The organism is Isoptericola sp. Y581 (assembly GCF_059445475.1).
The window spans coordinates 59,306-79,663 of sequence record NZ_JCAIUK010000001.1; the positions used below are offsets into that span (position 1 = coordinate 59,306).

Annotated in this window: 19 protein-coding genes and 1 tRNA gene; 12 read left to right on the top strand and 8 right to left on the bottom strand. The window is 72.9% G+C overall.

Translation table 11 applies throughout. The annotated features are described in order from the left end of the window. The first annotated feature begins 114 nt into the window (after positions 1 to 114). The 3 genes from AC1C2W_RS00315 (at position 115) to AC1C2W_RS00325 (ending at position 2,949) form a co-directional block, all read left to right on the top strand. The gene (locus tag AC1C2W_RS00315) at positions 115 to 390 is read left to right on the top strand and encodes a hypothetical protein (protein WP_495412054.1); all 276 of its coding nucleotides are present in this window, start codon (positions 115 to 117) and stop codon (positions 388 to 390) included. A gap of 107 nt (positions 391 to 497) precedes the next feature. After that, a complete protein-coding gene (locus AC1C2W_RS00320) occupies positions 498 to 1,814 on the top strand; it encodes an aspartate kinase (RefSeq protein ID WP_495388350.1) in 1,317 nt (438 codons plus the stop codon). A gap of 7 nt (positions 1,815 to 1,821) precedes the next feature. Then, the gene (locus tag AC1C2W_RS00325) at positions 1,822 to 2,949 is read left to right on the top strand and encodes an aspartate-semialdehyde dehydrogenase (protein WP_495412055.1); all 1,128 of its coding nucleotides are present in this window, start codon (positions 1,822 to 1,824) and stop codon (positions 2,947 to 2,949) included. A 91-nt stretch (positions 2,950 to 3,040) separates the two neighbouring features. Here the strand turns inward: AC1C2W_RS00325 and AC1C2W_RS00330 are convergent, their stop codons facing one another. Continuing rightward, the gene (locus tag AC1C2W_RS00330) at positions 3,041 to 3,721 is read right to left on the bottom strand and encodes a hypothetical protein (protein ID WP_495412056.1); all 681 of its coding nucleotides are present in this window, start codon (positions 3,719 to 3,721) and stop codon (positions 3,041 to 3,043) included. Positions 3,722 to 3,934: 213 nt separating this feature from the next. On the opposite strand from AC1C2W_RS00330, the gene AC1C2W_RS00335 reads away from it, so the two are divergent. From AC1C2W_RS00335 to AC1C2W_RS00370, 8 genes are all read left to right on the top strand, one after another. Further along, a complete protein-coding gene (locus tag AC1C2W_RS00335; RefSeq protein ID WP_495388347.1) occupies positions 3,935 to 4,321 on the top strand; it encodes a GntR family transcriptional regulator in 387 nt (128 codons plus the stop codon). Continuing rightward, positions 4,318 to 5,316, top strand: coding sequence for an ATP-binding cassette domain-containing protein (locus tag AC1C2W_RS00340; protein WP_495388346.1), 999 nt, complete (start codon positions 4,318 to 4,320; stop codon positions 5,314 to 5,316). Before AC1C2W_RS00335 ends, AC1C2W_RS00340 begins: the two co-directional genes overlap by 4 nt. Further along, positions 5,313 to 6,086: a hypothetical protein gene (locus tag AC1C2W_RS00345; protein ID WP_495388345.1), complete on the top strand. Its 774-nt coding sequence runs from the start codon at positions 5,313 to 5,315 to the stop codon at positions 6,084 to 6,086. The genes AC1C2W_RS00340 and AC1C2W_RS00345 overlap by 4 nt, the downstream gene beginning before the upstream one ends. Positions 6,087 to 6,190: 104 nt before the next feature. Beyond that, entirely contained in the window at positions 6,191 to 6,868 is a 678-nt protein-coding gene (locus AC1C2W_RS00350; protein WP_495388344.1) for a hypothetical protein, read from the top strand. Between the two features lie 102 nt (positions 6,869 to 6,970). After that, entirely contained in the window at positions 6,971 to 7,948 is a 978-nt protein-coding gene (locus AC1C2W_RS00355; protein ID WP_495412057.1) for an ABC transporter ATP-binding protein, read from the top strand. Then, positions 7,945 to 8,757: an ABC transporter permease gene (locus AC1C2W_RS00360; RefSeq protein WP_495388342.1), complete on the top strand. Its 813-nt coding sequence runs from the start codon at positions 7,945 to 7,947 to the stop codon at positions 8,755 to 8,757. Before AC1C2W_RS00355 ends, AC1C2W_RS00360 begins: the two co-directional genes overlap by 4 nt. A gap of 167 nt (positions 8,758 to 8,924) precedes the next feature. After that, on the top strand, positions 8,925 to 9,893 hold the full coding sequence (locus AC1C2W_RS00365) for a bile acid:sodium symporter family protein (RefSeq protein ID WP_495388341.1): 969 nt from the start codon (positions 8,925 to 8,927) through the stop codon (positions 9,891 to 9,893). Continuing rightward, positions 9,890 to 10,621, top strand: a complete 732-nt coding sequence (locus AC1C2W_RS00370) for a glutamine amidotransferase (RefSeq protein ID WP_495412058.1) — start codon at positions 9,890 to 9,892, stop codon at positions 10,619 to 10,621. The genes AC1C2W_RS00365 and AC1C2W_RS00370 overlap by 4 nt, the downstream gene beginning before the upstream one ends. A 124-nt stretch (positions 10,622 to 10,745) precedes the next feature. Here the strand turns inward: AC1C2W_RS00370 and AC1C2W_RS00375 are convergent, their stop codons facing one another. The 3 genes from AC1C2W_RS00375 to AC1C2W_RS00385 form a co-directional block, all read right to left on the bottom strand. After that, positions 10,746 to 13,058, bottom strand: a complete 2,313-nt coding sequence (locus tag AC1C2W_RS00375) for an immune inhibitor A domain-containing protein (protein WP_495412059.1) — start codon at positions 13,056 to 13,058, stop codon at positions 10,746 to 10,748. Between the two features lie 155 nt (positions 13,059 to 13,213). Then, the gene (locus AC1C2W_RS00380) at positions 13,214 to 13,600 is read right to left on the bottom strand and encodes a DUF5655 domain-containing protein (protein ID WP_495388338.1); all 387 of its coding nucleotides are present in this window, start codon (positions 13,598 to 13,600) and stop codon (positions 13,214 to 13,216) included. 36 nt (positions 13,601 to 13,636) lie between these two features. Then, entirely contained in the window at positions 13,637 to 14,134 is a 498-nt protein-coding gene (locus tag AC1C2W_RS00385; RefSeq protein WP_495388337.1) for an NUDIX hydrolase, read from the bottom strand. A gap of 392 nt (positions 14,135 to 14,526) precedes the next feature. Between AC1C2W_RS00385 and AC1C2W_RS00390 the strand changes: the two genes are divergently transcribed. Then, a complete protein-coding gene (locus AC1C2W_RS00390; protein WP_495412060.1) occupies positions 14,527 to 15,594 on the top strand; it encodes a 3-deoxy-7-phosphoheptulonate synthase in 1,068 nt (355 codons plus the stop codon). Positions 15,595 to 16,937: 1,343 nt separating this feature from the next. Here AC1C2W_RS00390 and AC1C2W_RS00395 read toward each other — a convergent pair. The 4 genes from AC1C2W_RS00395 to AC1C2W_RS00410 form a co-directional block, all read right to left on the bottom strand. Continuing rightward, positions 16,938 to 18,347, bottom strand: a complete 1,410-nt coding sequence (locus tag AC1C2W_RS00395) for a DUF4232 domain-containing protein (protein WP_495412061.1) — start codon at positions 18,345 to 18,347, stop codon at positions 16,938 to 16,940. A gap of 206 nt (positions 18,348 to 18,553) precedes the next feature. Further along, positions 18,554 to 19,801: an NAD(P)/FAD-dependent oxidoreductase gene (locus AC1C2W_RS00400; RefSeq protein ID WP_495412062.1), complete on the bottom strand. Its 1,248-nt coding sequence runs from the start codon at positions 19,799 to 19,801 to the stop codon at positions 18,554 to 18,556. A gap of 72 nt (positions 19,802 to 19,873) precedes the next feature. Continuing rightward, complete coding sequence (locus AC1C2W_RS00405) at positions 19,874 to 20,044, bottom strand: hypothetical protein (RefSeq protein WP_495412063.1); 171 nt, start codon at positions 20,042 to 20,044, stop codon at positions 19,874 to 19,876. 196 nt (positions 20,045 to 20,240) lie between these two features. Then, positions 20,241 to 20,317 (bottom strand) — tRNA-Pro (locus AC1C2W_RS00410). Positions 20,318 to 20,358: the final 41 nt, after the last annotated feature.

Here is a 20,358-nt window from a genome sequence, read left to right on the forward strand (position 1 = left end):
TGGGGTTCGTCGTCTTGCTGTGCCTTATGGGGGGGGCCAGCCGGCGTGGGGGTGGGCGAAGTCCGTTCTTCCCCCCCCCCGGGACCCTACGCGGCGTGGGTCAGCCCCTGGACGTTGCTCGCCGCCGGCCGCGCGGACGCGGCCCGGCGGGCGCTCGCCCGCGTCCCGGAGGCGCCGCCGGGGCTGCTGATCGAGGCGCTGTGGGTGCTGGCGGGGCGGGCCGCCGTCCGGCTCGGCGACCGACGGGTCGCCGAGCGGGCGCGGGCGGCGCTGGCGCCGGCTGCGGGCGAGCTCGCCGCGGGCAGCGGGCTCGTCGCCGCCGGCCGGGTCGCCGACCACCTCGCGGCGCTCGACGCGTTCCTCGCGGCGGGCCCGGCCGCCACGACCTGAGACGGCCCTCGTCCGAGCCGCGGACGCCGTTTACCATCGACGAGGAAGCACAAGCACCCGGCGGGCCGTTGAGAGAGACGGAGGCCGGTTGACAGAAGGTTGTGACAATGGCACTTGTCGTACAGAAGTACGGCGGATCATCGGTCTCGGACGCCCACAGCATCAAGCGGGTGGCCAAGCGGATCGCGGCGGCCAAGCGGGCGGGGAACGACGTCGTCGTCGTGGTGAGCGCCATGGGCGACACCACGGACGAGCTCCTCGACCTCGCCGGACAGATCACCCCTCTGCCCCCGCAGCGCGAGCTCGATATCCTCCTCACCTCCGGTGAGCGCATCTCGATGTCCCTCCTCGCGATGGCGATCACGAACCTCGGGGTCAAGGCGAAGTCCTTCACCGGCCAGCAGGCCGGCCTCATGACCGACGCGGTGCACGGCCACGCCCGCCTCCTGGACGTGGTGCCGCACCGCATCCGCGAGACGGTGGGGCGCGGGCAGGTCGCGATCGTCGCGGGATTCCAGGGCGTGAGCTCCGACGACGACGTGACGACGCTCGGCCGCGGCGGCTCCGACACGACGGCGGTCGCGCTGGCCGCCGGCCTCGCCGCCGACGTCTGCGAGATCTACACGGACGTCGACGGCGTGTTCACCGCCGACCCGCGCATCGTCCCGACCGCGCGCAAGATCGACCGCGTCACCTACGAGGAGATGCTCGAGCTCGCCGCATCGGGCGCGAAGGTCCTGGCCCTGCGCGCCGTGGAGTACGCGCGCCGCTACGACGTGCCCGTGCACGTGCGCAGCTCGTTCAGCAACACCACCGGCACCCTCGTCACCGGCACGCACGGCGACGCGATCGACCCGAACGCCCCCTCGGGCGTGCAGGGGGACAGTGAGGAGAACACCGAGATGGAAGCCCCGATCATCTCCGGCGTCGCGCACGACCGCAGCGAGGCCAAGATCACCGTCGTCGGCGTGCCGGACAAGCCCGGCACCGCCGCCCGCATCTTCGAGGTCGTGGCCGGCACCGGCGCGAACATCGACATGATCGTGCAGAACGTCTCGGCCGCGCACACCGGGCTCACGGACATCTCGTTCACGCTGCCGCACGCCGACAGCCCCAGGACGCTGGCCGCGCTCAACGCCCTCCAGGCGGAGCTCGGGTTCGCGTCGCTGCAGTACGACGACCAGATCGGCAAGCTGTCGCTGGTCGGCGCGGGCATGAAGTCGCACCCCGGCGTCTCCGCGCGGCTGTTCGGCGCGCTGCGCGACGCCGGCATCAACATCGAGATGATCTCCACCTCGGAGATCCGCATCTCGGTGGTCACGCGCGAGGACGCCCTCGACGACGCGGTGCGGGCCATCCACACCGCGTTCGGGCTGGACTCCGCCGACGGCGAGGCCGTCGTCTACGCCGGCTCGGGGCGGTGACGCGCTGGTGGTCCAGATCAACGACACCGGCGTGAACGTCGCCGTGGTGGGCGCCACCGGCCAGGTCGGCGCCGTGATGCGCCGCCTGCTCGCGGAGCGCGCCTTCCCCGTCAAGGGGCTCCGCTTCTTCGCCTCCGCGCGGTCGGCGGGCTCCACGCTGCCGTTCGAGGGCGTGGACGTCGTCGTGGAGGACGTCGCGGCCACGGCCACCGACGACCTCGCTGACGTCGACGTCGCGCTCTTCTCGGCCGGCGGCGGCACGGCGCGCGAGCACGCACCCCGGTTCGCAGAGGCGGGCGCTGTCGTCATCGACAACTCGTCCGCGTGGCGGCTCGACCCCGAGGTGCCGCTCGTCGTGTCCGAGGTGAACCCGGACGCGATCGCCGACGCTGTCAAGGGCATCGTCGCCAACCCGAACTGCACCACGATGGCAGCGATGCCGGTGCTCAAGCCGCTGGCCGACGAGGCCGGGCTGGAGCGGCTGCGGGTCGCGACCTACCAGGCCGTCTCCGGTTCCGGGCTCGGCGGGGTCAAGGAGCTCGCTGACCAGGCGCGGGCCGCCGTCGCCGGGAACCTCGAGGGGCTCGTGCACGACGGGTCGGCCGTGGAGCTCCCCGAGCCGGACAAGTACGTCGCGCCCATCGCGTTCGACGTGCTGCCGCTGGCCGGGAACCTCGTGGACGACGGCTCGGGCGAGACCGACGAGGAGCAGAAGCTCCGCAACGAGTCGCGCAAGATCCTCGGCCTGCCCGACCTCGCCGTGGCCGGCACCTGCGTGCGCGTGCCGGTGTTCACCGGGCACTCGCTGGCGATCCACGCCGAGTTCGGCGCCGCGATCACGCCCGAGCGGGCGCGGGCGCTGCTCGCCGCGGCTCCCGGCGTCGAGCTGGCCGACGTCCCGACGCCGCTCGCCGCCGCCGGCGCCGACCCGTCGTTCGTCGGGCGGATCCGCACCGACCAGTCCGTGCCCGGCGGGCGCGGCCTCGTGCTCTTCGTCGCCAACGACAACCTGCGCAAGGGCGCGGCGCTCAACGCCGTGCAGATCGCGGAGATCGTCGCGGCCGACCTGGCCGAGCTGGAAGCGCTCGACGACGTCGACGCCGCGGACGCCGCCGCAGAGGCGGCACCCGCGTGACCGCGAGGTGGTTCCAATCTCGCCGAGGTAGTTCGAGTCTCGCCGAGGTAGTTCAGATCTCGGCGAGATAGTCCGAGATCTGCCGGGGGAGCTACTCGGGTCGTGACCGTGACGAGGCCCGACGGCGGATGGATCGCCGTCGGGCCTCGTGCTGTTCTGGCCCTGGACGGGAGCCCAGCGTTTGCGCGACGACGGCGATCGCGACGGCAGCGAGCACGTGCCACACCGCGTGACCGGTGAGGACGCCGAGCGCCCCGGCGTCCACGCCGGCCCAAGCGGCCCACGGGCGTCCGGGGCGCGAGACCTCCCCGACCGCGCTCCCGACGGCGAGCACTCCCAGCGCGGCGAGCAGGCGCGCCCGTAGCACGGGACGGCGGACGGCCCGGGCGAGCACGAGGACGACCGCCACGGCCGCCGCCGCTCCCTGGGCGACCATCGACGCCTCCGGCCACGCCGCCGCCAGCACGACGTCGGCGAGCGTCGGCGCGAGCCACCACCAGGTGCGCATCCGCCGTCCGGTGAGGTCGGCCGCGCTGTCGGCGGCCACGAGCGCGTAGGCGCCGAGGAGCGGGGGGTCGTGCAGCACCGGGTTCCACGACGGCGCAGGGCCGTGCTGCACCACCGATCCGACGCCGACCAGCACGGCCAGCACGCCGAGCGCGGCGCGGGACCTGGCGCCGTCGTCGCCCCGACCTCGGCCGGCGGTCACCAGGATCCAGGCCCCCGCCACGACGAACGCGAGGCTCGACCACACGTCGCTGGTCCACGCCATGCCTCCAGTGAACGACGCCGGCCGTGCCTCCGCGCGACCTCTCGGGGACCGGAAACTACCTCGCGCATCCGAGCCACTACCTCGCGCGTCCGAGCCACTACCTCGGCGAGATCCGGACTACCTCGGCGGGAGGGGTTGCGCGCGACCGTGGTCCTATGGTTCATTAGTCGAGTAATGAACCACCTAACCCCGATCGGCTGAAGGAGGCCCCGCGTGTTCGACGGACCGGAGCCCATCTACGTGCAGATCGCCCAGATGATCCGCGCGCAGGTGCTCGCCGGAGAGCTCGCGGAGGAGGAGCAGGTCATGTCCACCACCCAGTTCGCGACGACGTTCCGCATCAACCCCGCCACGGCGGCGAAGGCCTTCACCGGCCTCGTCGACGAGGGCGTGCTCTACAAGCGCCGCGGCCTGGGCATGTTCGTCGCCCCCGGCGCGCGGGAGCGCCTGCTCGACCAGCACCGCAAGGCCTACTTCGACGACGTGCTCGCCCCCGCCCTCGCGCAGGCCGACATCCTCGGCATCCCGACCGACGAGCTCGTGGCCTACGTGCTCGGGACGAACGGCCACGGAAACCCCACCACCACGGAGGCATCATGACCCCCGCACCCTTCGGCGCGCGTCTGGACGACGTCGTCGTCCGGTTCGGCAAGCAGCACCGCATGTCCGTTGCCGGGACCCCCATCACGGACGACGCCGGGACCGCCCTGCGCGGCGCGGACCTGACGATCCGTCCCGGCGTGATCACCGGGGTCCTGGGCCGCAACGGCGCCGGGAAGTCGACCCTCCTGTCGTTGCTCGCGGCGTTCACGCGACCGACCAGCGGCAGCGTGCGGGTCGGCCTCGACGGCGCGCTCGAGGACCCGTGGGAGAACCCGTGGATCACGGCCAACGTCCAGCTCGTGCGCGAGAGCGGCGACCTCCAGGACGAGGAAAAGGTCGCGGCGTCGTTGAGGTACTACGCGGACCTGCGCCCCTACTGGGACGCCGACCTCGCGGGCCGGCTGCTCGACCTGTTCGAGGTCGACGTGCGCAAGAAGCCCGCGGCCCTGTCACGCGGCAAGCGGTCGGCCGTCGGCGCCACCATCGGCCTGGCGGCGCGGGCCCCGATGACGATCCTCGACGAGGTCTACCTCGGCATGGACGCCCCCACCCGGTACGCGTTCTACGACGAGATCCTCGCCGACTACGCCGAGCACCCGCGCACCATCCTGCTGTCCAGCCACCTGGTCGAGGAGGTCGAACGGCTCTTCGAGGACGTCGTCGTCCTGGACCGCGGCTCGGTGCTCCTCGCCGAGACGGCCGAGGAGATGCAGGCGCGCGGCTTCAGCTTCACCGGGCCGGTCGCCGCCGTCGAGGAGCTCACCGGCGGGCGGCGCGTGCTGCACCGCCAGCAGCTCGGCGCCACCGTGCAGGTCACCCTCGAGGGCGCGCCCGACGACGGCGAGGCCGCCGCGGCGCGTGCCGCCGGCGTCGCGCTCGGGTCGCTGCCCCTGCAGGACCTGTTCGTGCGCCTCACCCAGCCGCGGCACGCCGACGGCCGCTCCTCGGCCGCGGCGTCCCGGCAGGAGAGCCGGACGGAGACGGGACGATGAGCGCCGTCACCACCCGCGAGGACCGTGACGCGTTCGCCGCGCAGGCGCACGCCCGGGCGGTCCGCAGGGTCGCGCGGTCCGTCGGCACGGTGACGCTCGCGATCGGGGCCGCGTTCTGGGGCCTCTTCCTCGTCGCCATGGTCGCCGTGCCCCTGATCGTGGACCAGGCGGGCGGCGTGATGGGCGGGGGCGTCATGACCGGCGCCGAGTACGCCGTGCCCTGGTTCGCCCTGTCCCTCGGGACCGGCTCCCTCGTCGCGATCCTCACCACGCACGTCGCCGCCGGCGGCACCCGCCGGGCGATGTATGTCGGCGCGCTCGGCGCGGTCCTGGTCGCCGGCGTCGCATACGGCGTGCTTCACGTGCTGCTGCTGCTCGCCGAGCGCGCCCTCTTCGAGGCCCTCGGCTGGGAGTGGGACCAGCTCGGCAGCAGCCTGGAGTCCGGCGGCTCGTGGGTCGTCGTGACCGGCGCGGCCACGGCGATCTACGTCGCCGTGTACATGCTGGTCGGGATGGCCGTCGTCGCGAGCTTCCAGACGTCCGGGCTCTGGCGGGGCGGGCTTCTCATGCTGCCCGGCCTGGCGCTGCTCGTCCTGGTGGACGTCGCGACCGGCAGCGGCGCGTTCGACGACGCCTTCAGCGGTCTGCTCCCGGGCGACGGCGGCCTCTCCACCGTCGTCGGCCTCCCCGTGGCCCTCGGGCTGCTGGCTCTCGTAGCGGCCTGGCTGTGGTGGCAGCTGCGCTTCCTGCGACTCCGGCCGGCGCGGTGAGCGTCATGACCACGACACACGCTGCCCCGGCCCCGACGACCGCGTCTCCCCGCGCACACCATCACCGGGTCGCGACCGCCGCCCTTCGCCGCAGGTGCCTGCGGGTGGCACTGCTCGTCGTAGGCGCCTGGTTCTGGGCGATCTGGGCGGTGCTCGTCGCGGGCGTGCCCGCGGCTGTGGACCGCTGGGGCGGGGAAGCGGCGGGCCTCACGTACGACATGGCGGGATCGCCGCCGCGCTGGGTCGCGTTCGCGGTCGGCGCGGTCGTCTCCGGCAGCGTGCTGCGCCTGCACATCGCCGCCGGCGGGACCCGCCGGTCGGTCGTCGCGGGCGTCGCCCAGGCGGCCGCGGTGGCCGGACCGATATTCGGGGCGGCGACGGTGCTGCTCACACTCGGCGAGGAGCGCATCTACGGAGCGCTCGACCGGTACTGGCAGGGCGGCGCTACGCCGCTGCCGCTGGACACCGTCGCCGGGGTCGTCGTCACGGTCGTGGGCGAGGCGCTCGTCGTGATGACGTACATGCTCGCGGGCGTCGCCGTCATTGCCGGGTACCGGCGGTTCGGGGCCGTGCGTGCCACGCTCCTGATCCCGCTGCAGATGGTCCCGTGCGCGCTCGCCGACGTCGCCACCCGCACCGGCCTGTTCGGCATCCCCCTGCGCGGCGGGTACGAAGACGTCGCACCCGCCGCCGTCCTCACCGTCGCCGGCGGGATCGCGGCCGCGGCGCTCGCCGCCGTCGTCGCGCACCGCCTGCTCCGGACCGTCCCGCTCCGACCATGACGGGCAGCGATCGACCATGACCGATCCCGTGTCCCCGACCTCACGCTCGCCACTCCCTACCCACCAGACGACCCCGCAACACCGACCGGAAGGAGGCCTTTCATGGCCGACCCCATCGTGGAGGTAACGAACCTCCGCAAGACGTACGGACCGAAGGTGGCCGTCGACGGCGTCTCGTTCGCCGTCCAGCCCGGCGAGATCTTCGGGATCCTCGGCCCCAACGGGGCCGGCAAGACCACGACCGTCGAGACGCTCGCCGGCCTGCGCACCGCCGACGGCGGCACCGTGCGCGTGCAGGGCGTCGACACCCAGCGCGACCCGTCCGCCGTCCGCGACATCCTGGGAGTGCAGCTCCAGGAGGCAGCGCTGCACGACAAGATCACCGTGGGCGAGGCCCTGAACTTGTTCGCCGGGTTCTACGCGAACCCCGCCGACCCGGCCGAGCTCCTGGCGCTGCTCGACCTGACCGCGCACGCCGACAAACAGTTCGCCCGCCTCTCGGGCGGCCAGAAGCAGCGGCTGTCCATCGCGCTCGCACTCGTCGGGAACCCGAAGATCGCCGTCCTCGACGAGCTCACCACGGGCCTCGACCCGCAGGCCCGGCGCGCCACCTGGGACCTCGTGGAGCGCGTCCGCGACACCGGCGTCACGATCCTGCTCGTTACGCACTTCATGGAGGAGGCGGAACGCCTCTGCGACCGGCTCGTCGTCATCGACGCAGGGCGCGTCGTCGCCGAGGGCACGCCGACCTCCCTGATCGACGGGCTGGAGGACGGCCGCACCGTGGTGGTCCGCTTCGCCCCCGACGACGCGGAGCACGGCCGCCAGATGCTGGCCGGCCTCGCCAACCGGCACCCCGACGTCACCCGCACCGAGGTGCTCCCCGGCGCGGCCGCCGAGGTGGCCGTCACCGGTTCGCACCGCGTCCTGTTCGCCGTCGTGCCGGCCCTCGCCGAGGCGGACCTCGTCCCCGACGACGTCCGCACCGTCACCCGCTCGCTCGAGGACGTGTTCCTCGCCGTCACCGGGCGCACCTACCAGCCCGAGTCCGACCTCGTCACCGAAGGAGACCGGTCATGACCGCCACCACCACAGCCGCCGTCCCGGCCCGCGCCGCAGGGCGCGGCTGGCGCGGGTTCGGGCGCCTGCTGACCACCGAGACCCGGGTCTGGCTGCGCGACTTCGCCGCCCCGTTCTTCGGGATCCTCTTCCCGAGCATCATCCTCGTCGGCGTCGGGTTCGCCATCCCGGGCATGCGGGACCCCATCACCGACGCCCCGCCGGACTCCATCTGGTACGGGCTGACGCCGGTCGCGACCTTCCTGCCCACGGTGCTCGCGATGGCGGTGGGCACCGCGGCCCTGACCGTCATGCCCGTGACGATCGCGACCTACCGCGAGAAGGGCGTGCTGCGGCGGCTGTCGACCACGCCCATGCGGCCGCAGGGGATCGTGCTGAGCCACCTGCTCATCAACATCGCCACCACCGTGGTCGGGGTGTTGCTGGCCCTCGTGGTCGCCCAGCTCGCGTTCGGCGTCCCCGTCCCCGTGAACGTCGGCGTCGTGCTGCTGGCCTTCGTGCTCGGGCTCGGCGCGATGTTCTCGCTCGGCATGCTCGTCGCGGCCGTCGCCCCCCGCGCGTCCGCGGCGAACGCCATCGCGATGTCCCTCTACTTCCCGATGCTGCTCCTCGCCGGGCTGTGGACACCGGGTCCGATCATGCCCGACCTCCTGCGCCAGATCGGGCAGTTCACGCCCCTGGGCGCCGCCGCCCAGGCGTTGACCACGGGCTGGTTCGAGTCCGGGTTCCCGCTGCTGCAGTGCATCGTCATGGTGGTGTGGACGGTGGTGCTCCTGCCCCTCGCGGTCCGGCTGTTCCGCTGGACGTGACCTGAGCGCTGCCCCGTGCCCGATCGGTGGTCGGGCGTGACGACGAGCCCTTGTCGCAAGGCGTCCATCCGGTCGCTCGTTCCTCGCGACCTCCCGCCAGGCCCATCCAGCCTCGCGACAAGGACTCGTCGTCACGCCCGACGCTGTTGCAGGTAGTGTGCCGCTCCATGCGCAAAGTAGCGGAGCTGGCCGGCCGGTGGTTCGCGGTGCTCGTGGTGCTGGGCGGGGTCGCGGGGCTGCTCGCCCCGACGGCGCTCGCGCCGATCGCGGCACAGACGCCGCTGTTCCTCGGGATCATCATGTTCGGGATGGGGCTCACACTGCGTGGGTCCGACTTCGGGCTCGTGGTGCGGCGCCCGTGGGCGGTGGCGCTCGGCGTCGTCGCGCAGTTCACGATCATGCCGATGCTGGCGTGGGGGATCGGGCACCTCTTCGGGCTCGAGGGCGAGGCGATGATCGGCATGATCCTCGTGGGCTCCGCGCCCGGCGGGACGGCGTCGAACGTCATCGTGTATCTCGCCAAGGGGGACACGGCGCTGTCCGTGACGCTCACGTCCGTGTCGACGCTGCTCGCCCCGTTGCTCACGCCGGCGCTGGTGCTGTGGCTCGCGGGGTCCCAGCTCGACGTCACCTACGGGGCGTTGGTCACGTCGATCATGCAGATCGTGCTGTTCCCGGTGCTGGCGGGCCTGCTGGTGCGGACCTTCGCGGGTGGGCTCGTCGAGCGGTACATGCTGCCGTACCTGCCGCTGGTGTCCGTGGCGGGCATCGTCGTCGTGGTCGCGGGCATCGTCGCCGCCAACGCCGACGCCGTGCTCAGCACGGGGCTGCTCGTCGCGCTGGCCGTCATCCTGCACAACGGCCTCGGGCTGATGCTCGGCTACGGGGCCGCGAGCCTCGCGCGCCTGGACGAGGGGGCGCGCCGCGCGGTGAGCGTCGAGGTCGGGATGCAGAACTCGGGCCTCGCGGCCAGCCTCGCCACGACCTACTTCACGCCGGCCGCCGCCCTGCCCGCGGCGCTGTTCTCCGTGTGGCACAACGTGTCGGGCTCGGTTCTCGCGTCGTTCTGGGCGCGCCGGCCCGTGGCCGCGAGCGAGCGGCGTGCCGAGCAGGAGCCGTCTAGCCTGCAGTCGTGAGGCCGTTCCTGTTTCTCGGCACGCGGGCCGAGGACGTCGCCGCCGACGGGGAGCACGACGCCGTGCTCCGGTACTCGGGGCTCCCCGCCGAGGCGCTGCGACGGCACCGCCTCGAGCGCGATCCGATGCCGCGCGTCGACCTCGACGCGTTCTCCGGCGTGATCGTGGGCGGAGGCCCGTTCAACTCCTCCGACCCCGACGACGAGAAGTCGGCCGTCCAGGTGCGGGTCGAGCGCGAGATGGCCGCCCTGCTCGACGAGCTGGTCGACCGCGACTTCCCGTTCCTCGGCGCCTGCTACGGCGTCGGGACCCTCGGCACCCACCAGGGCGGCGTCGTCGACCGCACGTACGCCGAACCGGTGGGCCCCGCCGAGATCGAGCTGACCGACGAGGGGCTCGCCGACCCGCTGCTCGCGGGCCTGCCCCGCCGGTTCACCGCCTACCTGGGGCACAAGGAGGCGGTCCGCGAGCTGCCGCCGTCCGCCACTCTGCTCGCCAGGTCCGCCGACGCGCCGGTGCAGATGTTCCGGGTGCGGCACCACCTGTACGCCACCCAGTTCCACCCCGAGCTCGACCTCGCCGGCATCGAGCAGCGGGTTGAGGTGTACCGGTCGTACGGGTACTTCCCGCCCGAGGAGGGCGAGCGGATCGTGGCCCGCTCGCGCGAGCACCGCGTCACCGAACCGATGCGGATCCTGCGGAACTTCGTGTCCCGCTACGCCCGTTGACCCCGAGTTGTCAGGGCCACGCGCACGTTGCCGTGCACGTGGCCCTGACAGGTGTGCGAGCCGGTGAGTTGTCAGGACCAGGAGCATGAATACGCGCGCCTGGCCCTGACAACTCACGGGTGGGTCACTTGTGGATGCGGGGCGTGGTGACGTTCAACGTCATCACACCGTTCTTGGCGTTCACCTTGGTGACCTTGATCTTCGTGCCCGATCCCGCGACGATGACCGACCCACCGGGGTTGGACTCGTCGTAGTACTCGTACGGGTCGGAGTCGTTGAAGACCTTCTCCGCTTTCTCCTTCCAGGTGCGCAGCGTCGTCAGCCCGGCCTCGGTCTCCCGGTGCAGGGTGAACGCGTCGGACTTCCCGACGCCGAACGTCGCGTCGAACGACTGGATGCGGTTGCGGGCGAGCGTGCCGTCCGACCACCGCAGGGCCTGCGCGTTCGCGTCGACCGGCAGGGCCTGGCCGCCGCCCGGGTGCTGCGAGGTGTTGTTGTCGCCGTAGAACGAGTTCGAGTACCAGACCAGCAGGCCGTCCTGGTACGGGTAGTGCTCCACGGTGTTCGGCTTGGTGAGGGTCCAGCCGAAGTTGTACGGACCCTCCTTCAGGGTCGTGTCGTAGCCGGCGTACTGCCGGTTCTCCGCCACGTAGTAGTGCGAGAACTCGACCTCGTAGGTGCCGTCGTCCGCGATGACGCTGAACTCGTCGTTCGTCCAGCCGTCGAAGCCGTCGCTGAAGTCCTCGGTCAGCGCGTCGCCCACGGCGACGTCGTCGACCATGAGGCCCTTGAGGTTGAGGCCGCCGTCGCTGGCGTACCGGAACCGGATCTGGGCGTCCTGCCCGGCGTACTCGGCCAGGTCGGCGGTCAGGTCGACCCACGCCTCGCCCGAGTCGCCGGAGAAGCCGCCGTTCGCGTCGGCGTCGGAGAGGTTCGTCGCGAGCGACGTCCACTCCGTGCCGCCGTCGGTCGAGATCTCGGCGAAGGCATGGTCGTAGCCCGGCTCGATCTCGTACTGCACCTTGGCGGTCAGCGACGCCGCGTCGGGCACGGTGAATGACGGCGACGCGAGCGTGTAGCTCGCGTTGCTGCCCGTGCCGGAGTAGGCGAACTGCCCGTCGTACGGCTCGACGCCGAGATCGACGTCCTTGACGCCGTCCGGCAGGTTCACCACCACGGCCTGGGGATTCGTCGTGGCGTGGTACGACGGGCCGAGCTTGACCGTGGCCCGTTCGCCCTGGTCGACCGTCTCGTAGTCGAGCCAGCCCAGGAACATCTTCTCGGTGGCGCCCATGTGGTTCGGCGTGGTGCCGATGGTGCCGTCGCCGTGACCCATCCACGAGCCGGAGCTCATGAGGTTCCAGAAGCCGGTGCCGTTCTCGCCGCCCTCCGTGTCGTAGTAGTCGGGGAGGCCGAGGTCGTGGCCGAACTCGTGCGCGAAGACGCCGAGGCCGCCGTTCTCCGGCTCCGTGGTGTAGTCGCGGATCCAGATGTCGGAGTCGCCGATCTTGATGCCGCCGACCTTGTCGTAGTCCGTGGGCCCGTCCTGGCCCAGCGGGTTGACCGCCCACCGGTGCGACCAGATCGCCGACTCGGGCGCGCCGGCCTCCTCGCCCTCCCCGGCGTGGATCGCCTGGAAGTGGTCGATGTAGCCGTCGGACTCGTCGAAGATCCCGTCGGCGTCCAGGTCGTAGCGGTCCCAGACGTCGAACGACTGGAGGTACTCGGTGATCTCCGCGTCCGTCTTGCCCTGGGCCACCTGGTCGGCGTACCAGGCGTCCGCGGAGTCCTGCACGAACCGCGTCATGTCCACGTTGGACTCGGTCTGCCCGTAGGACGCCGAGTTGTAGGGCACCGTCACCCAGTCGGAGACGTCGCCCTGCAGGTCGAACCGGCCGGAGGACATCTCGTCGTAGACGTCGGCGAAGGACTCGCCGTCCTGGTCCTCGAGCCCGGTGAAGAACATCTCCTCGTAGTGCTCCTGGGAGAAGTCGCGCTCCCAGTACGTGGAGTTGTCGCTGCGGGTGGGCTCGGGGATCTCGTTGTGCGCGGGTCCGGTGGCCGGCGCGTCGGGGAAGCGGGGGTCGGTCTGGTCGCCGAAGTCGACGAGGAACGTCAGCAGCTGCGCCGTCTCCTCCGTCTCGTACTCGACCCACTGGTTCTTGCCGACCTTGACCGACTTCGAGGTGTTGTCGCCCTTGCCGCGGGTGGTGACCTTGGCGTCGCCCATGGCGACGCGGTCGACCGCCTCCTGCTTGAGGGCTCGGCGCTTGTCGCTCAGCGGGTCCGCGCGGTCGTCTTCCTTGACGTGCGCGGACGCGGGATCGTTCGGTGGTGCGTCGTCCGCCGGCGCCGCGGCGGCGATGCCGGGCGCGAGGACGGCGGCGGTGAGCAAGGCTCCCGCAGCGCCGAACGCACTGGTGATGCGTGCTCTCACGGTTTTCCTCCATTGATGTCGGAGTGACCCGGCCGTCGGGGCCGAGCACCGTCGTGCCCGGGCGAGCCGGGCAACTGTGGCGACGCTCACATAACCAGAATCATGTTTCACCCGCGCGACGAAACGCGGCCGGGCCCGTGACTGCCCGTAGCGGCTCAGCCGGCGGCGTCGTAGGCCTCGCGCAGCCAGCCGGCGATCTCGTCGTCCAGATCGGCCGGGTCGTGCACCTCCACGTGGTGCATCCACATCCGCGACGTGGGGTGCACGACCTGCTTGACGCGCGGCGAGTCGAGCTCCCGGTCGAGCCCGAACGACACGATGGCGGGCGCGTCGACGTGGTCGCGCGCGCCCACCCAGGGTGGCCACACGAAGGCGAAGCCGCGGCGTCGGCGGAATGCGACCTGCGTCTTGGTGGTGCGGGTGGTGACGTCGTCCCCGGTGGTCTCGGCGACGAGGCGCGTGAGCGCCTCGCAGATCGCCATCCCCTCGGGGGAGTGGGCGAAGAGCTCCTCGGGGGTGGACGGCGTGGCGGGGGTCGGCATGGCGGTCCTCTCGGCTGTCCTCGGCGTCTCGACGGCTCAGCGCACGAAGAACGGCGCGTCGGACGGGCCCGCGAGCCATCCCAGCGCGTGGCCGACGCGTTCGGCCGACGACGGCGCGAGGTCGGGCGGCAGGTCGTCGGGGGCGAACCAGGCGACGTCGGTCGACTCGTCGTCCGCCACGTGCGCCCGCGCGGCGGCCTCGGGGCTGGCGGCTCGGCACAGGAAGCACAGGTCGAGGTACTGCGACCGGTCCCCGTCGGGGTAGTCGACCGGCGGGGTGACGGTCACCGCGACGAGCGCGTCGACCAGCGCGTCCACCCCGGTCTCCTCGAGTACCTCCCGGGCCAGCCCGACGGCCGGGTCCTCGCCCGGGTCGAGGATGCCGGACACGACGGCCCACAGCCCGTTGTCGGCGCGGCGGCCGAGCAGCAGCCGGCCCTCGTCGTCGAGCACGACGCCCGAGACGCCGGGCAGCCACAGCAGGTCGTGACCGACGTGGGCGCGCAGCGCGGCGACGAACGGGGGGATCGGCATGCGTCGACCCTACGGCGGGCTGGACCAGGATGCCGGCCCGGATGCTGGACGCGGGTGGACGGGCGGAGTGCCGGCGTCGTACCGTCGTCGACGTGAACCCCCGTTGGTATTGGCGCTTTACGCCGGCTCCGGTAGGAGCTCGGCGGGCTGACGCCTGACCGACACCCACTCCGGAGCCAGCACAGGGCCTGGGACGCTGCACGCGTCCGGGGCCCTTCGTCGTCAGACGGGCCGCTCCGGTCGGGCATGGGCCACGGTTCGACGACGACGCCGAGCCACCGCCCCCCGACCGACAGCCACCGATCGCCCGACTGACCAGGAGCCCCGCGATGACCACCGCCGCCACCCCCCGCACCGCGCCGTCCGAACCCGGCCGGTCGCATACTGACCTGATGGCAGAGACCTCCGACCTGCGGGTCCGCGCGCTCGACCCGCTGCCCGCGCCGGGCGCGCTGCGGGTGGAGCTGCCGCTGGGCACCCCCCGCAGCGACCTCGTCACGACGTCGCGCCGCGAGGTGCGCGACGTGCTGCGCGGCGAGGACGACCGCCTGCTCGTCATCGTCGGCCCCTGCTCCGTGCACGACCCGGCAGCCGCCCTGGAGTACGCCCGCCGACTGGCCCCGGTGGCCCGGGAGCTGTCCGACGACCTGGTCGTCGTGATGCGCGTGTACTTCGAGAAGCCGCGCACCACGGTGGGCTGGAAGGGCCTCATCAACGACCCGCACCTGGACGGCACCCACGACGTGCACCACGGGCTGCGGCTCGCGCGCGAGGTGCTGCTGGGCGTGCTCGACGCCGGCGTGCCCGCCGCGTGCGAGTTCCTCGAGCCCACCAGCCCGCAGTACATCGCCGACGCCGTGACCTGGGGCGCGATCGGCGCGCGCAACGCGGAGTCGCAGGTGCACCGCCAGCTCGCGTCGGGCTTGTCGATGCCCGTGGGCTTCAAGAACGCGACGGACGGCGACATCCAGATCGCCGTCGACGGCTGCATCACCGCCGCGAGCGAGCACACCTTCTTCGGGGCGGACGCCGAGGGGCGCGCGGCCGCCGTCGAGACCACCGGCAACCCGGACTGCCACGTCATCCTGCGCGGCGGGCGCGGTGGCCCGAACTACTCCGCGGCCGACGTGGCGGACGCGCTGGCCGTCGCGCGCCAGTCCGGCCTCGGTGGCGCCGTCGAGGCGGGCGTCGTGGTGGACGCCTCGCACGGCAACTCCGGCAAGGACCACGTGCGCCAGGGCGAGGTGGTGCGCGAGATCGCCGCGCGCCTGGCCGACGGTGAGCAGGGCATCACCGGCCTCATGATGGAAAGCTTCCTCGTGGCCGGCGCGCAGAAGCCCGGCCCGCTCGATGGGCTCGTGTACGGGCAGTCCGTCACCGACGGGTGCCTGGACTGGGACACCACCGCCGAGCTGCTGGGCACGCTCGCCGCCGCCGTGCGGGAGCGTCGGGACAGCTGACGAGCTCCCGACTCCCGTCCCTGGACGTCGTCATCCCCTCGTCGGAAGACGACGCGGAGGGACGGCAGACGGCCGGTGCCGTCATCTTGCGTCCCTCTCCGTCGTCTACTCACGACCGATGAGTGACGGTCAGGGACGCAGGTCAGCGCGTCAGATGTCGAGGCGAAGGACGGCGTCCGGCCGCACCAGGCGACGAATCCACCCGGCGGTATGGAGCTCGTCGCGTACCTCGGCGCCGACGGTGCCTCGCCAGGCATCGCGCCCTGTGTAGCGCCGCACGATCGTGCGGCGGGAGTCGATGCGGTTCTGGCGGGCTCGGTCGTGGACGACGGCCGATGGGGTGGAGTGATCCTCCTGCCCGTCGATCTCGACCAGACCCCGCCGTCGGGCAGCAGCCAGGCGAGGTCGACGTGGGCGAACGGGTCGGAACGGCCGGCCGCCACCGGCAGCTGGAGCACGTCTGGAGGGCATCCCGAGTCGAAGCAGGACAGCCGGGCCCACGTCTCGGCCGGCGATTGGGCGCGTCCGTCGGCCTCGTCCCACCACGGATGAGTCCGCGCGATGCCGGGCCGGTGCGCGGCCGATGCGTGCGCGGCAGCCAGCTCGTCAGGTGTGATCAGGTCCCGCTGCAGGGCCGAGTCCATGAGCGCGACGGCATGGCGACGCCCGAGTCCGGGCACCGCCTGGACGAGCGCGTCCGCGACCGTCGCACACCGGAACCCGTCGAGGTCGTCCCAGCCGTTCGGGACGGTGCGTCGCAGCCGGACAGGCGGTCGTGCGTCCCGCGGTGCCCCGGTGGGCATGGTGGCCTCGGGGGCGACGTCGACAGGTGCGCCCTGAACGCCCCGCAGCACCAGGGCACAGACTCCGGTCACGACCGCGCCCGGATGCGCGAGCGGGGCGAGGATCGCGGACCGCCGTCGCCGGTGGTCGAGTGGATGGATGTCGTCGGCCGGCCTCTGGCCGGTGTCGTAGACGCTGCGGGCCGCGACGTTCCATTCCTTGCGCCGCAAGAACCCGGCCACCTGCTGGCGGGTCAGGCCGTGCGCGGTGCACTGGCGCGCGGACACCAGTCCCTCCTGCGCTGCGGCGAGTGCGAGCAGGGGGGTGGGGACGGCTGGTGGGCGACGGGGCACGGCTCGATCCCAGCAGGGCGGACGGCATCCGCGCTCGCGCCGTCCACAGGCTTTCACGACAGTCGTCCCTGCGCGTCACTCTCCCCTCGTCCATCGACGACGCGAAGGGACGGGAGTGCGTCCGGGGACCTCGTCCTGTGTCCCTGGGCGTCGCCTATCGACAGCAGATGGGCGTCGCGTAGGGACGGAGGAGTTCCGGCTGTCCGTTCACGACCAGCCGTCGGCGGCCTGCGCCCAAGGCCCGACGCGGACCTCGGCACCGTCGAGCACGTCGAGCTCGACGTCCAGCCCGGCGGGACCGCCGGCTCCCGGCGAATCGTCCGGGTACGCCGGCTGCAGCGGGACGGGCGCGGCGCCGGGCACGGCGGTGACGTCGACGGCGGTCGTGACGTCGGGGTCGTTCGCGGTCGACATGGCGCGCCACTGCACGGTGGCCAGTGCCCGCTCGCCGGCGGGCACGACGACCCGGCCGGGCACGACGCCGGGCGCCGCGGCGACCACGCGCACGTCCTCCTGCGGCTTGCCGTCGGCGTTGCGGAACACGAGCAGCGGCACGCCCTCGAGGGCGCACGGGTCGCCGGACACGTTCTCCGCGCGCACGGCGAGGTACCGGCTGCCGGCCGCGGCGTCGGGGGTGCCGAGCGTCAGGCGCAGGTCGTCGCCCGTGCAGGCGGGGGCGTCGTGGTCGGCGGGCCAGGGCTCGGCGCCGTCGGGCAGCGGCACGGTGTGCGGCACGGTCCTCGGCGGCTCCAGCCCCGCGACCCACCCGGTGAGGGGCTCCCCGCCGCCGGTGACGGTGAACCCCGTCGGCGTCACGACCGACGCCTCGTCGGCGGACTCGAGCCCGGCGCCCACGTCGCCGGGGCCGGCCGCGTCCTGCGCGAGGGTGACGTCGAGCGCGCTCGGCGACGCCTGGTTCCAGGTGAAGACGACGCCGGTCACGCCGGGCATCTCGACGGTGTCCGCCAGGAGCCGGGCGGTCGCCTCCCGCGGCACCAGGCCGAACTCGTAGGCGATCGCGCCGTCCGCGGTGCGCAGGCTCTGCCCGGCACCAGCAGAGGCGTCGTCGCGCTCCTCGAGCAGCGCGGCCGCTGCGACCAGCGTGCGCCCGTCCGGGACGACGACGGCCGTGTCGTCGACCGATGTCGCGCCCGCCGCGCGGAGCTCGAACGCCGTCGCGACCGGGCCGGCGCCGGGGGACGAGCCGTCCGCCGTCGCGCCGTCGCCCCCGGCGGCGACGTGCAGGCGGACGGGGGCGTCGTCACCGCCACCGTCACCGCCGGCGGTGACCGTGACGTCGAGCACGAGCGGCGCGCCCTCGTCCGGCTCGGGCAGGCGGGCGGCGACCGCGGCCGCGTCGGCGGCCCGCTGCGCGTCGGCGGGGGCCAGCGCCGGGTCGAGCTGCACTACGAGCTGTACGTACGTGGACTCGTCCGCGGACCGCCACCCCAGCGGCAGGTCGCCCTCGGCCTGCACCTCCAGGACGCCGGGGACGGCCTCCATCTGCTCGACGATGCCGCGCACCGGCTGGCGCAGGCCGTCCCACGGCCGCCAGACGAGCCCGCCGACGACGAGCACCGCGAGCACTGTGAGGACGAGGGCGCGAGTGCGGGTCACGGCGTGATGGTGCCAGACGCCGGGCGGTCACGGGTGCGCGCGCCGTGCGCGCCCCGGGGAGGGCCTTTCCCGGGGCGGATGAGAACGTCCACATGACGGGTCGCGTGCTACTCCCACGACACCGACCTGGTGCTCCACCTCACCGAGTGGGAGGAGTTCCGCGCCCTCGACCCGGCGGCGCTAGAACCCGCGAGGTTTCGACAAGCTCAACCGACGAACGCCTCGAGCTCGGCGCGCGGCACCTGGCGACGGGAGCGGACGAGCTCCTCGACGTCGTCCATGCGCTCCCAGACGTTCACGGCCATGCCGGCCTGCACCTCGCCGTCGCGCAGCCAGAACGCGACGAGCTCGCGGTCCTCGGTCGAACCGCTGATGAGGATCTCGTGGTCGGCGCGCGGGTCGACGAAGCCCTTGTACTCCATGCCGACCTCGTACTGGTCGCTGAAGAAGTAGGGGAGCACGTCGAACGTGGCGTCGTCGCCGAGCAGGGTGCGGCCGGCGTGCGCGCCGGTGTCCTGCGCCACCGCCCAGTGCTCCACGCGCAGCGGGCGGCGGTAGTGCACGGACGGGACGGACGCGATGTCCCCGGCGGCGAGGACGTCGGGCGCGGACGTGCGCAGCGCGCCGTCCACGACGATCCCGCCGCCGAGGTCGCGCGAGCGCAGCTCCAGCCCCGCCGCCGAGGCGATGCCCACGTTCGGCGTGACGCCCACGCCGACCACCACGAGGTCGGCCTCCAGGTGCGTACCGTCGGCGAGGTCCACGCCGGTGACCCGGCCCGACTCGCCGCTGAACCGCACGACGTCACCCCGGTGCCGCACCACGCCCCGGTCGTCGTGCAGGCGCCCGTACAGCGCCCCGAGCTCCGGCCCGAGCGTCCGCTCCAGCGGATGCGCCGTCTGGCCCACGAGGCACACGTCGAGCCCGAGCATCCGCGCGGACGCCGCCACCTCGGTGCCGATCCAGCCGTCCCCGACGACGACCAGCTTGCCCTCGCCCTCGAGCGACGCGGGGAGCAGGACCGCCGTGAGCAGGTCGGCGTCGTCGACCGTGCGCAGCTTGTGCACCCCGATGAGGCTGCGCCCCGGCACCTTGAGGGCGCGCGGGGTGGAGCCGGTCGCGAGCAGCAGCCGCGAGTACCCGAGCGTCGACCCGTCGGCGAACGTGACCTCGTGGTCGCCCGGTGCGACGTCGACCACGGTGGTGAGCGTGCGCAGGTCGATGCCGTGGTCGTCGTACCAGCCCGCCTTGAGCGGGTAGATCACGTCCGCCTCGGCCTGCCCCCGCAGGTAGTCCTTGGACAGTGGCGGGCGCTCGTACGGGCGGTGTCCCTCGGAGGTGACGACGACGACGTCGACGGTCTTGTCCTTGTCCCGCACCGCCTCGACGGCCCGGGCCGCGGCCAGCCCTCCTCCGACGACGACGATGGGCTCGGTGGGCGACGACGTGGGCATGGTGACTCCTGACCAGCGGGGACGATGGCTGCCGTCCCTGACGGTGCCACAGTTCGCCTGCGCTGGCGATCCTCAGGGCTGCTCGTGCACGGTCGCCATGGTGCGGGTCATGAGGCCGGGCGCGCGGGGCGCGACGCTCGTATGTCCGCCGTACGACGCGGCGAGCCCGCGCACGTGCTCGAGCCGCACCCGGTCGCCGTCCTCGTCCTGGCCCAGCACGTGCGCGCGGACGACGAGGCGCACGCGAGTCCCGGCCGCCCGGACCGCGTCGGAGAGGATCCGCTGCAGGTGGGGGCGTCCCGTGCCGAACGTCGCGGGCAGGTCGTCGCCACCGGCCCGGACGCTCTGCTCCTCGAACAGCGCGGTGCCGGGCGGGAGCGACCGAGAACGACAAGAGGCCCTCCGCCCAGCATTGCTGCTGGTCAGAGGGCCTCTCGGCTGGTCGGGGTGACAGGATTTGAACCTGCGACCTCTTCGTCCCGAACGAAGCGCGCTACCAAGCTGCGCCACACCCCGAAGGACTTGCCCCACGCATCAAGAACCTCGTCCTCGTGCGG

Coding starts and splice junctions, on each gene's coding strand:
- AC1C2W_RS00320 (WP_495388350.1), top strand. CDS start 498: ATGGCACTTGTCGTACAGAAGTACGGCGGATCATCGGTCTCGGACGCC.
- AC1C2W_RS00330 (WP_495412056.1), bottom strand. CDS start 3,721: ATGGCGTGGACCAGCGACGTGTGGTCGAGCCTCGCGTTCGTCGTGGCG.
- AC1C2W_RS00340 (WP_495388346.1), top strand. CDS start 4,318: ATGACCCCCGCACCCTTCGGCGCGCGTCTGGACGACGTCGTCGTCCGG.
- AC1C2W_RS00345 (WP_495388345.1), top strand. CDS start 5,313: ATGAGCGCCGTCACCACCCGCGAGGACCGTGACGCGTTCGCCGCGCAG.
- AC1C2W_RS00355 (WP_495412057.1), top strand. CDS start 6,971: ATGGCCGACCCCATCGTGGAGGTAACGAACCTCCGCAAGACGTACGGA.
- AC1C2W_RS00360 (WP_495388342.1), top strand. CDS start 7,945: ATGACCGCCACCACCACAGCCGCCGTCCCGGCCCGCGCCGCAGGGCGC.
- AC1C2W_RS00365 (WP_495388341.1), top strand. CDS start 8,925: ATGCGCAAAGTAGCGGAGCTGGCCGGCCGGTGGTTCGCGGTGCTCGTG.
- AC1C2W_RS00380 (WP_495388338.1), bottom strand. CDS start 13,600: ATGCCGACCCCCGCCACGCCGTCCACCCCCGAGGAGCTCTTCGCCCAC.
- AC1C2W_RS00385 (WP_495388337.1), bottom strand. CDS start 14,134: ATGCCGATCCCCCCGTTCGTCGCCGCGCTGCGCGCCCACGTCGGTCAC.
- AC1C2W_RS00390 (WP_495412060.1), top strand. CDS start 14,527: ATGGCAGAGACCTCCGACCTGCGGGTCCGCGCGCTCGACCCGCTGCCC.
- AC1C2W_RS00400 (WP_495412062.1), bottom strand. CDS start 19,801: ATGCCCACGTCGTCGCCCACCGAGCCCATCGTCGTCGTCGGAGGAGGG.